Origin of the sequence: Nocardioides sp. T2.26MG-1 (assembly GCF_950101795.1) — a bacterium.
Taxonomy (GTDB): domain Bacteria; phylum Actinomycetota; class Actinomycetes; order Propionibacteriales; family Nocardioidaceae; genus Nocardioides.
This window is the reverse complement of the sequence record NZ_CATNLZ010000037.1, coordinates 232,065-247,332: the sequence shown is the minus strand read 5'-3', so window position 1 is coordinate 247,332 and position 15,268 is coordinate 232,065. Positions and strand designations below refer to the sequence as shown.

At 70.9% G+C, this 15,268-nt stretch carries 11 protein-coding genes and 1 tRNA gene; 2 read left to right on the top strand and 10 right to left on the bottom strand.

Annotated features, from left to right (window positions below; all coding sequences use genetic code 11):
* Positions 1-77: 77 nt before the first annotated feature.
* Both QQZ14_RS25205 and QQZ14_RS25200 read right to left on the bottom strand, forming a co-directional pair.
* The gene (locus tag QQZ14_RS25205) at positions 78-1,217 is read right to left on the bottom strand and encodes a branched-chain amino acid ABC transporter substrate-binding protein (RefSeq protein ID WP_284537194.1); all 1,140 of its coding nucleotides are present in this window, start codon (positions 1,215-1,217) and stop codon (positions 78-80) included.
* A 199-nt stretch (positions 1,218-1,416) separates the two neighbouring features.
* On the bottom strand, positions 1,417-2,031 hold the full coding sequence (locus QQZ14_RS25200) for an ANTAR domain-containing response regulator (protein WP_284537193.1): 615 nt from the start codon (positions 2,029-2,031) through the stop codon (positions 1,417-1,419).
* A 70-nt stretch (positions 2,032-2,101) separates the two neighbouring features.
* On the opposite strand from QQZ14_RS25200, the gene QQZ14_RS25195 reads away from it, so the two are divergent.
* Positions 2,102-2,185 (top strand) — tRNA-Leu (locus tag QQZ14_RS25195).
* 29 nt (positions 2,186-2,214) lie between these two features.
* A complete protein-coding gene (locus QQZ14_RS25190) occupies positions 2,215-3,135 on the top strand; it encodes a transcriptional regulator (RefSeq protein ID WP_284537192.1) in 921 nt (306 codons plus the stop codon).
* Here QQZ14_RS25190 and pyk read toward each other — a convergent pair.
* The 8 genes from pyk to trpC form a co-directional block, all read right to left on the bottom strand.
* Positions 3,101-4,573, bottom strand: coding sequence for a pyruvate kinase (pyk, locus tag QQZ14_RS25185; RefSeq protein WP_284537191.1), 1,473 nt, complete (start codon positions 4,571-4,573; stop codon positions 3,101-3,103). The two genes, QQZ14_RS25190 and pyk, sit on opposite strands and share 35 nt — an antisense overlap.
* 104 nt (positions 4,574-4,677) lie before the next feature.
* Positions 4,678-6,144, bottom strand: a complete 1,467-nt coding sequence (locus QQZ14_RS25180; RefSeq protein WP_284537190.1) for a glutamate synthase subunit beta — start codon at positions 6,142-6,144, stop codon at positions 4,678-4,680.
* A 32-nt stretch (positions 6,145-6,176) separates the two neighbouring features.
* Positions 6,177-10,736, bottom strand: a complete 4,560-nt coding sequence (gene gltB / locus QQZ14_RS25175) for a glutamate synthase large subunit (protein ID WP_284537189.1) — start codon at positions 10,734-10,736, stop codon at positions 6,177-6,179.
* A gap of 113 nt (positions 10,737-10,849) precedes the next feature.
* Positions 10,850-11,770, bottom strand: coding sequence for a prolipoprotein diacylglyceryl transferase (gene lgt / locus QQZ14_RS25170; protein WP_284537188.1), 921 nt, complete (start codon positions 11,768-11,770; stop codon positions 10,850-10,852).
* The gene (locus tag QQZ14_RS25165) at positions 11,767-12,405 is read right to left on the bottom strand and encodes an SCO family protein (protein ID WP_284537187.1); all 639 of its coding nucleotides are present in this window, start codon (positions 12,403-12,405) and stop codon (positions 11,767-11,769) included. Before QQZ14_RS25165 ends, lgt begins: the two co-directional genes overlap by 4 nt.
* A complete protein-coding gene (trpA, locus tag QQZ14_RS25160) occupies positions 12,398-13,195 on the bottom strand; it encodes a tryptophan synthase subunit alpha (protein WP_284537186.1) in 798 nt (265 codons plus the stop codon). The genes QQZ14_RS25165 and trpA overlap by 8 nt, the downstream gene beginning before the upstream one ends.
* The gene (gene trpB, locus QQZ14_RS25155) at positions 13,192-14,481 is read right to left on the bottom strand and encodes a tryptophan synthase subunit beta (protein ID WP_284537185.1); all 1,290 of its coding nucleotides are present in this window, start codon (positions 14,479-14,481) and stop codon (positions 13,192-13,194) included. The genes trpA and trpB overlap by 4 nt, the downstream gene beginning before the upstream one ends.
* Positions 14,478-15,260 (bottom strand): indole-3-glycerol phosphate synthase TrpC, encoded by a 783-nt coding sequence (gene trpC, locus QQZ14_RS25150; RefSeq protein WP_284537184.1) that lies wholly within the window; start codon positions 15,258-15,260, stop codon positions 14,478-14,480. The genes trpB and trpC overlap by 4 nt, the downstream gene beginning before the upstream one ends.
* Between the last annotated feature and the right edge of the window lie 8 nt (positions 15,261-15,268).

The following is a 15,268-nucleotide window of genomic DNA, read 5'->3' as shown; positions in this document are numbered from 1 at the left end:
CTGTCGATCTGACCGACTGCGGCCGGAGGGGGCACCCCCTCCGGCCGCAGCCTATGACACGTCGTTCAGATGACTCGTTACTCGATGACCTCGGGGTTCTGGACGTCGAGCTTGCCGTCCTTGACCAAGTACGCGTAGATCTTCGACTCGGTGATGTCGCCGTTCTCGTCGAAGGTGATCGGGCCGCTGACCCCGTCACCGGAGTAGCTGCCGATGAAGTCGTTGACCTCCTCCGCCGTCGACGCACCGTCCTCCAGCGCCGCGAGGAAGATGTTCGCCGCGTCGTAGGACTGGGTGGCGTAGAGGCCGGTGGCACCGAAGTCGGCCGGCGGCGGGCCGGCCGGAGCCGACAGGACCGCACCCTCGGCGGCAGCAGCACCCGCAACCTTGACGAAGCTCGGGTCCTCCGCACCGTCGCCCGACATGAACGTGCCCTTGAACCCACCCTGGCGCAGCGCCTTGGCGAGCAGACCGGCCTCGGTGTAGTAACCGCCGTAGAACACGGCGTCGGCACCGGCAGCCTGAACCTTGGTGACCGTCGCCGACATGTCGGTCTGGCCGACCGAGATCTGGTCCGTGCCGGCCATCGCATCGCCGAGCGCCTCCCTGACCGTGCCGGCCAGGCCCTTGCTGTAGTCCTGGCCGTCGTCGATGACGAAGACCTTGCTCGCGCCGACCGTCTCGGTCAGGTACTTCGCGTCGGCGCTGCCCTGGGCGTCGTCGTTGCCGATGACCCGGTGCCACGTGGTCCAGCCCTGCTGGGTGATCGTGACGTTCGTCGCCGAGGGGGAGATCGACGGCAGGCCGGCCTCGAAGAAGGTCTTGCCGGTCGCCAGCGACTCGCCGGAGAAGCCGGGGCCGATCAGGCCGAAGATCGTGTCGTCGTTGATGATCTGGGTCGCCAGAGCAGGTGCCTTCTCCGGGCTGCCCTGGGAGTCGAAGGTCTTGAGGTCGACCTGGCAGTCGGCGTTCTTGGCGTTGTACTCCTTCAGCGCCAGCTCGATGCCGCCGACCATGTTCTGGCCCAGAGCACCGGCGTCGCCGGTCAGAGCGCCCAGGTACGCGAGGTTCTTCCCGCAGAGCTCGCTGGTGCCCGAGTCACCGCCGTCGCCGGCAGCGTCGGACCCGCCGTCACTGTCACTGCCGCAAGCAGTGAGGACGAGCGCGGACGCCGCGAGGGTGATGGCAGCGCGGTGGATGCGGCTGGAGCGAATCATGAAGCCTCCGTTGGACTCAACTGTCCCCCGGGCTGCATGCGCATGCCCGGAGATCGACTCTCGATACGGGGCAAACTAGCGTCGATCCCGGGACAATCGTGGGTTGACCAGGACTTTGTGCCCTGTCGTTGCCAATTCGTGATCTAGCAGAATGGACTGCTTGTCCGCCGCAGCGCCGCCCGCGGCCCGCTCTGCGGGCTCAGCCGGCGATGCCGGGACCGTGTGTGATGACCCCGTCTGCGACCTGACGCATCGAGAGCCGCAGATCCATCGCGGTCTTCTGGATCCAGCGGAACGCGTCGGGCTCGGAGAGCTGCAGCTGCTGCTGCAGGACGCCCTTGGCCCGGTCGACCGCCTTGCGGGTCTCCAGGCGCTCGGTCAGGTCGGCGACCTCGGACTCGAGCATCGAGAGCTCGGCGAACCGGCTGACCGCCATCTCGATCGCAGGGACCAGGTCGGACTTGGAGAACGGCTTGACCAGGTAGGCCATCGCCCCGGCGTCGCGAGCCCTCTCGACCAGGTCGCGCTGGGAGAACGCGGTGAGGATCACGACCGGGGCGATCCGAGCACCCGCGATCCGCTCGGCCGCGGCGATCCCGTCGAGGACCGGCATCTTCACGTCGAGGATGACCAGGTCGGGCCGCAGCTCCTCGGCGAGCTCGATCGCCCGCTGCCCGTCACCGGCCTGGCCGACGACGTCGTAGCCCTCCTCACCGAGCATCTCGGCGAGGTCCATCCGGATCAGCACCTCGTCCTCGGCGATGACGACGCGCCGCGGCGTCGGCTGTGATGCTGACTGGTCGTTCGCGTTCACGGCACCAGGCTATCGGCCGGGTTGGCCACGATGGCTGCACGGTCTTCGGGTAGCGTGTGGCGCGCTCCCAGCCGGGTTGGCGGAACAGGCAGACGCGATGGTCTCAAACACCATTGTCCGAGAGGACGTGTGGGTTCAAGTCCCACACCCGGCACCGTCGGCGGTCTGGGCTTTGCTGAATCCATGGCACACGTCCGACCGCAGGAGACCGTCGACAGCGCCTTGCGCTGCTCCGACGCCGGGATGCCGGACGCCGAGAACGCCGCGATGCACGGCGTGGCGATCAAGACCATCCGGCGGTGGCGACGCGAGTACCAGCGGCGCGGCCGCCCCCGCGGTCAGACGCACCTCGCCACACCGTGCCCGCGGTGCGAAGAGGGGGTGCTCGACCGCGAGGCGTATGCCGAGCTGTTCGGTTGGTATCTCGGAGACGGCCACATCAGCCGTGGCCGCCGGGGCGTGTTCAATCTCCACGTCTTCAACGACATCCGATACCCGGTCGACAACGCGCGCATCCAGTTGCTCATGAGTGCGGTGAAGCCGGGAGGACGCCCCCATACCCGCCTGTCGCCCGGCTGCATCATCACCACGGTCTCCTGGAAGCACTGGCCATGCCTGTTCCCCCAACACGGCCCCGGCCGCAAGCACGAACGACCGATCGTGCTGGAGCCCTGGCAGGTCCAGATCGTCGAGGTGCACCCGGCCGCGTTCCTCCGCGGGCTGTTCCACTCCGACGGCAGCCGGGTCAGGAACTGGGCGAGCCGGATGGTGGCAGGCGAGCTGAAGCGCTACGACTATCCACGGTGGCAGTTTCCGAGCCTCAGGCCGAGCCTGCGAGGCCTGAGATCCTGCGAGGAGATTGAGGGTGTCGGCGTACATCGGAGCGAAGCGACGAGGCACGCGACATGTCTCGAAATCGAATGTGTCTGCCGACATCAGGGAGCTCTGCTGCTGGGCCCTCGACCTCGTCGACGTCCCCTGGCGGCAGTCGAACCACAAGACGATCAGCGTGTCGACCCGGGCCGCGGTGGCCAGGCTCGACACGCTGATCGGTATGAAGCAGTGAGGGTCAGGCCCGGCGGTACGCCGGAGCGACGCCGCTGATCGCGTCGCCCATCCGGTGCACGCGCAGTGCGTTGGTCGAGCCGGGGATGCCCGGAGGGGCACCGGCGATGATCACCACGAGGTCGCCCTCGCGCACCCGGCCGATCTCGAGCAGCTGCTCGTCGACCTGGCGGACCATCTCGTCGGTGTGCTCGGCCGGCTGGGTCTTGAAGGTCTCGACGCCCCAGCTCAGCGAGAGCTGCGACCGCGTGGACGCCACCGGCGTGAACGCGAGGATCGGGACCGAGCCGCGCAGCCGCGACATCCGGCGCGCGGAGTCACCGCTCTGGGTGAACGCCACGACGTACTTGGCCCCCACCCGCTCGGCGACCTCCTCGGCGGCCTTGGCGATCACGCCGCCGGTGGTGTGCGGGTCCCAGTCGATCTCGGCGAGCGCCGCCCGGGACGCGAGGTGCACGTCCTGTTGCAGCGCGTGCGCCTCGGTGGCGGAGATGATGCGGGCCATCGTCTCGACCGTGTGGACGGGGTACTCCCCCACGCTGGTCTCGCCGGACAGCATCACAGCGTCCGCGCCGTCGAGCACGGCGTTCGCGACGTCGGAGGCCTCGGCGCGCGTGGGCGCCGGGTTGCCGATCATCGACTCGAGCATCTGGGTCGCGACGATCACGGGCTTGGCGTTGAGGCGGGCCTTCTCGACGATCCGCTTCTGCAGGAACGGCACGTCCTCGAGCGGGCACTCCACGCCGAGGTCGCCGCGGGCGACCATGAAGCCGTCGAACGCCGCGATCACCTCGTCGAGGTTGTCGATGGCCTGGGGCTTCTCGATCTTGGCGATGACGGGCAGGTGCACGCCCTCCTCGTCCATGATCTTGCGGACGTCCGCGGCGTCCTTCGCGTCGCGCACGAAGCTCAGCGCGATGAAGTCCACGGTGAGGTGCAGCGCGAAGCGCAGGTCCGCGATGTCCTTCTCCGACAGCGCCGGGACCGACACGGCGACGCCGGGCAGGTTGATGCCCTTGTTGTTGCTGACCTTGCCGCCGACGAGCACCTCGGTGTGGACCTCGGTGTCCTCGACGGCCGTCACGCGCAGGCGGACCTTGCCGTCGTCGATGAGGATCGGGTCCCCGACGTTGACGTCGCCCGGCAGGCCCTTGTACGTCGTGCCGCAGATCGTCGCGTCGCCGGCGACGTCGCGGGTGGTGATCGTCCACTCCTGGCCGCGGTGCAGCACCACGGGGCCGTCGGGGAAGGTCTCCAGCCGGATCTTGGGCCCCTGCAGGTCGGCGAAGATGCCGACCCCGTGCCCGCTCGCATCCGAGGCCTCACGCACGAGGCGGTAGGCCTCGGCGTGGTCCTCGTGCGAGCCGTGGCTCATGTTGAGACGGGCCACATCCATGCCGGCGTACACCAGCTCACGGATCCGTCGAGGGGTGGCCACCGCGGGGCCAAGGGTGCAGACGATCTTTGCTCTACGCACGTGCTTCACCCTACCGCGACTTTGATCGTTAAAAGACCGAACTCCCCGGTAACAAGCACGGCCGGGACCAACTCGGGTCGTTGGTCCCGGCCCACCCAGGTCCTTCAGACCAGGAGTGGCCGCTCGGTCGGCGGGATCGGCGCCGGGAGCGTCGTCGAGCCGGTCAGGTAGGTGTCGACCGCGGCCGCGGCGGCCCGGCCCTCGGCGATCGCCCACACGATCAGCGACTGCCCACGCCCAGCGTCGCCGGCCACGAAGACGCCGTCGACCGACGACATGTACCGCTCGTCGCGAGCCACGTTGCCACGTTCGTCGAGGTCGACCGCGAGCTGCTCGACCAGGCCGGCCCTCTCGGGGCCGGTGAAGCCCATCGCCAGCAGCACCAGGTCGGCCGGGATCTCCCGGACCGTGCCCTCGACCTCGACGAACCTGCCGTTCTCCATCTTCACGTCGACCAGGCGCAGCGCGCGCACGTGGCCGGCGTCGTCGCCGAGGAACTCCTGGGTCGAGACGGCGTAGACCCGCTCGCCCGCCTCCTCGTGCGCCGAGGAGACCCGGAACACCATGGGGTACGTCGGCCACGGCTGGCCGGCCGGCCGGCTCTCCGGCGGCTCGGGCATGATCTCCAGCTGCGTGATCGACGCCGCGCCCTGGCGGGTGGAGGTGCCGAGGCAGTCGGCGCCGGTGTCGCCGCCGCCGATGATCACGACGTGCTTGCCCTCGGCGGTGAGCTGGTTGTCGACCTGCTCCCCCAGCGCCGCCCGGTTGGCCTGCGGCAGGAAGTCCATCGCCTGGTGGATGCCGTCGAGGCTGCGACCGGGCACCTCGAGGTCGCGGGCGACCGTCGAGCCGATCGCGAGCACGACGGCGTCGTAGCGCTCACGCAGCTTGTCGCCGGGCAGCTGCCGACCGACGTCGACGCCGGCCCGGAAGACGGTGCCCTCGCGCCGCATCTGCTCGAGGCGCTTGTCGAGGTGCTTCTTCTCCATCTTGAACTCGGGGATGCCGTAGCGCAGCAGCCCGCCGATCTTGTCGGCGCGCTCGTAGACGGCGACCGTGTGACCGGCCCGGGTCAGCTGCTGGGCGGCGGCCAGGCCGGCCGGGCCCGAGCCGACGACCGCGACGGTGCGGCCCGAGAGCCACTCCGGCGGCTGGGGGCGCACGTAGCCGGAGTCCCACGCCTTGTCGATGATCGCGACCTCGACGTTCTTGATCGTCACCGGGTCCTGGTTGATGCCCAGGACGCAGGCGGTCTCGCACGGCGCCGGGCACAGCCGCCCGGTGAAGTCCGGGAAGTTGTTGGTCGCGTGCAGGCGCTCGATCGCGCCCTCCCAGTCGTCACGCCAGACCAGGTCGTTCCACTCCGGGATGATGTTCCCGAGCGGGCAGCCCTGGTGGCAGAACGGGATGCCGCAGTCCATGCAGCGTCCGGCCTGCTCGGTGATGATCGGCAGCAGCGCCCGCCCGGCGGAGCCCGGGTAGACCTCGTTCCAGTCCTGGACGCGCTCCTCCACCGGACGCCGCTCGGCGACCTGTCGGCCGTTCTTCAAGAATCCGCGGGGGTCAGCCATGCTGAGTCACCCCCTCCATTGCTTCGCTGCGCTCATCCATGGAGTGCCTCCATCATCGCGTGGGCGGTCTCGTTCTCGTCGAGGCCGTCGGCCTCGGCCTTGGCCTTGGCCTCCAGCGACTTGCGGTAGTCGGTGGGCATGACCTCGGTGAACCGGGTCAGCGAGGTCTCCCAGTCGGCGAGCAGCTCCTCGGCGACCGTCGAGCCGGTCTCCTCGAGGTGCGCGCGCACCAGCTGCTCGAGCTCGGCGGCGGCCGCGCCGCTCACCGGGCCGAGCTCGACCAGCTCGGGGTTGACCCGGCCGGGCTTGAGGTCGAGGACCCAGGCGACGCCACCGGACATGCCGGCCGCGAAGTTGCGCCCGGTCTTGCCCAGCACGGCCACCCGGCCACCGGTCATGTACTCGCAGCCGTGGTCGCCGACACCCTCGGTGACGACCCACGCGCCCGAGTTGCGCACGCAGCAGCGCTCGCCGACCCCGCCGCGGATGAAGATCTGGCCCGCGGTGGCGCCGTACGCGATCACGTTGCCGGCGATGATCTGCTCGTTGGCGGCGAACGTCGCCGCCCGGTCGGGCCGGACCACGATGCGCCCGCCGGAGAGGCCCTTGCCGACGTAGTCGTTGGCGTCGCCCTCCAGGCGCAGGGTGATCCCCTTCGGCACGAACGCACCGAACGACTGGCCCGCGGAGCCGAGGAACGTGAGGTCGATGGTGCCCTCGGGCAGCCCCTCGCCGCCGTAGCGCTTGGTCACCTCGTGGCCGAGGATCGTGCCGACCGTGCGGTTGACGTTGCGGATCGCGACCTGGGCGCGCACCGGCTCACCGGACTCCAGCGCCGGCTGGGCCAGCGGCAGCAGCTCGGTGAGGTCGAGCGACTTCTCCAGGCCGTGGTCCTGGGTCTTGGTGCAGCGCAGGTCCTGGTCGGGGAACGCGGACCGGACCGGCTGGTGCAGGATCGGCGACAGGTCCAGCCCCGAGGCCTTCCAGTGGTCGACCGCCTCGGCGACGTCGAGCGCGCCGACCTGGCCGATCGCCTCGTCGAGCGTGCGGAACCCGAGCTCGGCCAGCAGCTCGCGGACCTCCTCGGCGACGTACTCGAAGAAGTTCACGACGTACTCGGCCTTGCCGCTGAAGCGCTCGCGGAGCACTGGGTTCTGCGTCGCGACGCCCACCGGGCAGGTGTCGAGGTGGCAGACCCGCATCATGATGCAGCCGGAGACCACCAGCGGCGCCGACGCGAAGCCGAACTCCTCGGCGCCCAGGAGCGCCGCGACGACCACGTCCCGGCCGGTCTTGAGCTGACCGTCGGTCTGCACCACGATCCGGTCGCGCAGCCCGTTGAGGATCAGCGTCTGCTGGGTCTCGGCCAGGCCGAGCTCCCAGGGACCCCCGGCGTGCTTGAGCGAGGTCAGCGGAGCGGCACCCGTGCCGCCGTCGTGGCCGGAGATCAGCACCACGTCCGCGTGCGCCTTGGACACGCCCGCCGCGACCGTGCCGACGCCGACCTCGGAGACCAGCTTCACGTGGATGCGGGCCCGCGGGTTGGCGTTCTTGAGGTCGTGGATCAGCTGGGCCAGGTCCTCGATCGAGTAGATGTCGTGGTGCGGCGGCGGGCTGATCAGCCCCACGCCCGGCGTCGAGTGCCGGGTCTTGGCCACCCACGGGTACACCTTGTTGCCGGGCAGCTGGCCGCCCTCGCCGGGCTTGGCGCCCTGCGCCATCTTGATCTGGATGTCGTCGGCGTTGGTGAGGTACTCCGCGGTCACGCCGAAGCGACCGGACGCGACCTGCTTGATCGCGCTGCGCCGCTCGGGGTCGTAGAGCCGCTCGGCGTCCTCGCCGCCCTCACCGGTGTTGGACTTGGCGCCCAGCCGGTTCATCGCGATCGCCAGGGTCTCGTGCGCCTCCTGCGAGATCGACCCGTAGGACATCGCGCCGGTGGAGAACCGCTTGACGATCTCGGAGACCGGCTCGACCTCGTCGATCGGCACCGGCTGCCGGCCGGTGGCCGCGGCGTCCTTGAAGCGGAACAGGCCACGCAGCGTCATCAGCCGCCTCGCCTGCTCGTCGACCCGCGAGGAGTACTGCTTGAAGACGTCGTAGCGGCCCGCACGGGTGGAGTGCTGGAGCCGGAACACGGTCTCGGGGTCGAACAGGTGCGGCTCGCCCTCGCGGCGCCACTGGTACTCGCCGCCGATCTCGAGCTCGCGGTGCGCCGGGGCGATGCCACCGCGGGGGTACGCCGTGGCATGCCGCCGCGCAACCTCCTCGGCGATCGTGTCGAGCTCGATGCCGCCGAGCTTGGAGACCGTCCCGGTGAAGTACCTGTCGACGACGGCCTGCGACAGACCGACGACCTCGAAGATCTGGGCGCCGGTGTAGGACGCGACCGTGGAGACGCCCATCTTGGACATCACCTTGAGGACGCCCTTGCCGAGGGCCTTGACGAGGTTGGCCACGGCCTTCTCGGGCTCGGCCTTGACGTAGTAGCCCTCGCGGGCGAGGTCCTCGACGGACTCCATCGCGAGGTAGGGGTTGACCGCGGCCGCGCCGTACCCGACGAGCAGGGCCACGTGGTGCACCTCGCGGACGTCGCCGGCCTCGACCAGCAGCCCGACCTGGGTGCGGGTCTTCTCGCGGACCAGGTGGTGGTGGACCGCGCCGGTGAGCAGCAGCGACGGGATCGGCGCCAGCTCGGCGGTCGAGTGGCGGTCGGAGAGCACGATGATGCGGGCGCCGCCGGCGATCGCCGAGGACACCTCCGCGCAGATCTCGTCGATCCGCTGCGCCATCGCGGCGCCGCCGCCCTCCACGGGGTAGAGGCCGCGGGCGACGTGGGTGATGAACCCGGGCATGTCGCCGTCACGGTTGATGTGCCGGATCTTGGCCAGGTCGTCGTTGGAGATGACCGGGAACGGCAGCTGCACCATCCGGCACGACGCCGGGGCCGGCTCCAGCAGGTTGGCCTCCGGGCCGATGGTGCCGGCCAGCGAGGTGACGAGCTCCTCGCGGATGGCGTCCAGCGGCGGGTTGGTGACCTGCGCGAAGAGCTGGCTGAAGTAGTCGAACAGCAGCCGGGGCTTGTCGCTGAGCGCCGCGATCGGGGTGTCGGTGCCCATCGAGCCGAGCGGCTCGCCGCCGCTGTTGGCCATCGGGGTGAGCAGGATCCGCAGCTCCTCCTCGGTGTAGCCGAACACCTGCTGGCGCCGGGTCACCGAGGCGTGCGTGTGCACGATGTGCTCGCGCTCGGGGATGTCGTCGAGGTGGATCAGGCCGGCGTGCAGCCACTCGTCGTAGGGGTGCTCCGCGGCGAGCTCCGCCTTGACCTCCTCGTCCTCGATGATGCGGTGCTCGTCGGTGTCCACGAGGAACATCCGGCCCGGCTGGAGCCGGCCCTTGCGGACCACCTTGGCGGGGTCGATGTCGAGCACCCCGACCTCGGAGGCGAGCACGACGAGGCCGTCGTCGGTCACCCAGTAGCGCGACGGGCGCAGCCCGTTGCGGTCGAGGACCGCGCCGATCTGGGAGCCGTCGGTGAACACGACGCACGCGGGCCCGTCCCAGGGCTCCATCAGCGCGGAGTGGAACTTGTAGAACGCACGGCGCTTCTCGTCCATCTCGGTGTGGTTCTCCCACGCCTCGGGGATCATCATCAGCACCGCGTGGGGCAGCGAGCGGCCGCCCATGTGCAGCAGCTCGAGCACCTCGTCGAAGGACGCCGAGTCGGACGCGCCCGGCGTGCAGACCGGGTAGAGCCGCTCGAGGTCGCCCGGGATCACGTCGGAGGCGAGCAGCGCCTCGCGGGCGCGCATCCAGTTGCGGTTGCCCATGACGGTGTTGATCTCACCGTTGTGGGCGATGAACCGGAACGGGTGGGACAGCGGCCAGCTCGGGAACGTGTTGGTGGAGAAGCGGGAGTGCACGACCGCCAGCGCCGAGGTCATCCGCTCGTCGCGCAGGTCGGGGTAGACCTCGTCGAGCTGGACCGGGGTCAGCATGCCCTTGTAGACCAGCGTCCGCGACGACAGCGACGGGAAGTAGGCGTCGGTCTCGTGCTCGGCGCGCTTGCGCAGGCAGAAGGCCAGGCGCTCGAGCGCCATCCCGGTCACGCGGGTGCCAGCGCCGGCGACGAAGAGCTGGGCGAAGGACGGCATCACGGCGCGCGCGGTGCTGCCCAGGGACGACGGGTCGACCGGGACGTCGCGCCACCCGAGGACGGTCAGGCCCTCCTCGGCCGCGATCTCCTCGATCCGCTGGCGGGTCTTGGCGGCCTGCTCCGGCTCGCCGGGCAGGAAGGCCGTGCCGACGGCGTAGGCGTGCTGGGGCGGCAGCTCGAACCCGGCCTCGTGCGCGACCTCGCGCAGGAAGGCGTCCGGGACCTGGATGAGGATGCCCGCCCCGTCGCCGGAGTTGACCTCCGCACCCGCGGCTCCGCGGTGGTCGAGGTTCAGCAGGGCCTGGATCCCCTGCTCGATGATCTGGTGGCTGGCGACGCCGGTCAGGGTGGCCACGAATGCCACGCCACACGCGTCGTGCTCGTGGCGGGGGTCGTAGAGCCCTTGGGGCGGCGGGAATGCGTGCGAGTAGGGCACCGGGCATTCTCCCGTCGTCTTCAGCGCCGCGCCGCCCCACGACGTTGTCGGGACGGGCACCGGCGAATCAGCAGTGCAGTGGTGCAGGGGACGACATTGGCCCTAGCGGAGGTTCAGAGATTACCACCGGGTGACCCCGGTGCAGGCTGCTCGTCCAGCTGGTCCGGCCGCTGGTCGCGGTACACGTGCTCCTCGCGGCCCGGGCGGAGCCGGGCGCTCACCACGAAGCAGACGGTGGCGACCACGAACAGCACGATCGAGGTCCACACGTTGAAACGCAGCCCGCCGACGTCGGAGAGCTCGACGGCGTCGATGCGGAGCATCTCGATCCAGCCGCGACCGAGCGTGTAGGTCATCACGTACAGCGCCAGCACTCGGCCGTGGCCCAGCCGGAATCGGCGGTCGGCCCAGATCACGAACGCGAAGGCCAGAAGGTTCCACGAGAACTCGTAGAGGAACGTGGGGTGGAACGTCGCGTCGTCGAGGTAGCCGAGCGGGCGGTGGTCGGCGTCGATCTCCAGGCCCCACGGGAGGTCCGTGGGCTTGCCGAACAGCTCCTGGTTGAACCAGTTGCCCCACCGGCCGAGCGCCTGCGCGACCAGGACGCCGGGGGCCAACGCGTCGAGGACCGGGAGCATCCGGATGCCCTTGCTGCGGGCGCCCAGGTAGACCCCGAGCGCGCCGAACGCGACCGCGCCCCAGACCCCAAGGCCGCCCCGCCAGACGTACAGCGCCTCGATCGGGTGCTGTCCGGCTCCGAAGTAGAGGTCGTGGTCGGTCATCACGTGGTAGATCCGCCCGCCGACCAGGCCGAACGGGACCGCCCACAGGGCGAGGTCCTGGACGTCGCCGGCTCGCCCGCCGCGCGCCACCCAGCGGCGTTCGCCGATCCAGATCGCGGCGATGATGCCGAGGATGATCGAGAGGGCGTAGCCGCGGATGGGCAGCGGCCCGAGGTGCCAGACGCCCGAGGACGGGCTCGGGATCGAGAGCGCGACCACGTGGTTCAGCACGTGGGCCGTGAGCTGGTTCACCGGTCCGCCTCCTCGGCGAGCAGCGTGTGGATGTCGGCGGCCAGGTCGGCCGACGAGGTGTCCTGGGTCCAGAGCAGCGGTGAGGTGTCGTCGGCGGTGATCGCGCTGATCTGGGTGCTGTGGCTGTTGAGGTCACGCCCGCCGCTGGGCAGCCGGGCGCCGTCCGCGACGTACACCGCCAGGGGCTCGCCGACCGCCGCGATCGTGCTCAGGTCACCGGTCAGGCCGATGAACGACGGGTCGAACCGGTCGAGGTAGTCGCGCAGGTGCTGCTCGGTGTCGACCTTGGGGTCGGTGGTCACGAACACCACGTCGACGGACCTGCGGTCGGCCTCGTCGAGCCGGGTCATGGCCGAGGCGATGTTGGCCATCACGACCTGGCAGATGTCGGGGCAGCTGGAATAGCCGAAGAACACCAGCGTCACCGGCTTGTCGGTGTCCTCGGTCAGGGAGAACGGCTGCCCGTCGGTGTCGGTCAGCGGGGTGTCCGCGACGGGGTAGGCGTCGTGGGTCTGGGCGGCGCGGTAGCCGTCGCCGTCCTCGGCGGTGCTGCTGCTGCAGCCCGCGAGCAGCGCCGCGACGCACACGCCCGCGGCGAGGCCGCCGAGCCGGTGGCCCAGCTGGCTCCTACGCACGCCGGACCCCACCTGCCAGGTCCTCGGTGAGGATGGTCAGGGCGCGCAGGCCCGCGGCCCGGTCGTCCGGGTGGTCGAGGAGCGCCCGGACGAAGGCCGAGCCGACGATCACGCCGTCGGCATACGACGCCACCTCGGCGGCCTGGTCGCCGTCGCTGACCCCGAGCCCGACGCCGATCGGCAGGTCCGTGACCGCCTTGGCGCGGGCCACGAGCGGGCCGGCGAGGTCGCTGGTGGTGGTCCGGGTGCCGGTGACGCCCATGACGGCGGTCGCGTAGACGAAGCCACGGCACGCGGCCGTCGTCATCGTGATCCGGGCGTCCGTCGAGGAGGGTGCGACGAGGAAGACCTTGTCGAGGTCGTGCTCGTCGGCGGCCGCAATCCAGTCGGTGGCGCTGTCGGGGGTGAGGTCCGGTGTGATCAGGCCCGCTCCCCCGGCGCTGGCGAGGTCCCGCGCGAACCGCGCCACCCCGTAGTGCTCGACCGGGTTCCAGTAGGTCATCACGAGCGTGGGGGTGCCGGTCGCGGCGACCGCCTCGACCGTGCGCAGCACGTCCGCGGTGCGCACACCCCGCTCGAGCGCCTGCTGGGCGGCGGCCTGGATGGTCGGTCCGTCCATGACCGGGTCGCTGTACGGCAGCCCGATCTCGATCACGTCGCAGCCGGCGTCGACCATGGTCCGCAGCGCGTCGATGGCGCCCGGGACGTCGGGGTAGCCGGCCGGGAGGTAGCCGACCAGCGCGGCGCGGTCCTCGGACCGGGCCTTCTCGAACGCGGTGCGCGTGCTCACGCCGGGTCCCCCGTCTCCACGTCGGGCCGGCCGAGCCGGCTCTGCCGATCGCTTCCGGCCTCGGCTTCGCCGAGCCGGAAGTAGTCGATCGCCGTGCCCATGTCCTTGTCACCCCGGCCCGAGAGGTTCACCAGGATCGTCTGGCCGGGACGCTCCGCGGCGAGCCGCAGCGCGCCGGCGACCGCGTGGGCGGACTCGATCGCGGGGATGATGCCCTCGGTGCGGGCCAGCAGCGCCATCGCGTCCATCGCCTCGTCGTCGGTGACCGGGAGGTACGTCGCCCGCTTGATGTCGGCCAGGTAGGAGTGCTGCGGGCCGACCCCGGGGTAGTCCAGGCCCGCCGAGATCGAGTGCGACTCGATCGTCTGGCCGTCCTCGTCCTGCAGCACGAACGTGCGGGCGCCGTGCAGCACGCCACGGTCGCCGGCGTGGATCGTCGCGGCGTGCCGCCCGGTCTCGAAGCCCTCGCCACCGGCCTCGAACCCGTAGATCGCGACGTCCTCGTCGTCGAGGAACGCGGTGAACAGGCCGATCGCGTTCGACCCGCCGCCCACGCAGGCCGCGATCGCGTCCGGGAGCGCGCCGAACTGCTCCAGGCACTGGGCGCGCGCCTCGTCGCCGATGCCGCGGCAGAAGTCGCGGACCATGCTCGGGAACGGGTGCGGGCCCGCGGCGGTGCCGAAGAGGTACGCCGTGTGGTCGACGCTCGCGACCCAGTCGCGCAGCGCCTCGTTGATCGCGTCCTTCAGGGTCGCGCTGCCGGAGTCGACCGCGACGACCTTGGCGCCCAGGAGGTTCATCCGCGCGACGTTCAGCGCCTGCCGCCGGGTGTCGACCGAGCCCATGTAGACCGTGCAGTCGAGGCCGAAGTAGGCCGCGGCGGTCGCGCTGGCCACGCCGTGCTGGCCGGCCCCGGTCTCGGCGATCACCCGGGTCTTGCCCATCCGCTTGGTGAGCAGCGCCTGGCCCAGCACGTTGCGGATCTTGTGCGCGCCGGTGTGGTTGAGGTCCTCGCGCTTGAGCAGGATGCGCGCGCCGACCTTCTTGCTGAGCCGCTCGGCGTAGTAGAGCGGGCTCGGGAGCCCGCCGTACTCGCGCAGGATCGCGTCGAACTCCGCGACGAACGCCGGGTCGGCCATCGCCTCCTGCCACGCGACGGTGAGCTCGTCGAGCGCCGCGACCAGCGCCTCGGGCATGAACCGGCCGCCGAAGCCCCGCTCGGGTCCGCCGAACCACCCGAGCGCGTCCGCGTCGTACGTCGTCGTCCTCTCGGGCCGGGTCGTCATGCCGTGACTCCTGTCATCCTGCGGACGGCGCCCTCGGGGTCGCCGTCCTTCACGAGTGCCTCGCCCACGAGCACGGCCCGCGCGCCCTCGCGCACGAACCGGGCCACGTCGTCGGGGCCGAAGATGCCCGACTCCGCAACCTTCACGCGATCGTCCGGGACCAGCGGCGCTAGCCGACCGAACGTGTCCTCGTGGATCGCGAGCGTCTTGAGGTTGCGGGCGTTGACGCCGACCAGCTCGGCGCCGAGCTCGACCGCGCGCTCGGTCTCCGCCTCGTCGTGGACCTCGACGAGCACGGTCAGGCCGAGCTCGCGGGCCTCGTCGTGGAGCCGCCGCAGCTCGTCGTCGTCGAGGGCGGCGACGATGAGGAGCACCAGGTCGGCGCCGGCGGCGCGGGCCTCGACGACCTGGTAGGTCGTCACGACGAAGTCCTTGCGCAGGATCGGGGTGTCGACCGCGGCGCGGACGGCGCGCAGATCCTCGACGCTGCCGCCGAAGCGACGCTGCTCGGTGAGCACGCTGATCGCGGCCGCGCCCCCGGCCTGGTAGCGCCGGGCCAGCTCGGCGGGGTCGGGGATCGCGGCGAGGTCGCCCTTGCTGGGGCTGCGCCGCTTCACCTCGGCGATCACGCTCGAGCCCTCGGCGCGGAACCGGGGCATCGGGTCACGTGGGGGGTCGACGTCGGCCAGGGCCGCGCGCAGGTCGGCGAGGCTCGTCGTGGCCTCGCGCTCGGCGAGGTCGACCCGCACGCCGGCCACGATGTCGTCGAGCACGGACATTGCGGGCA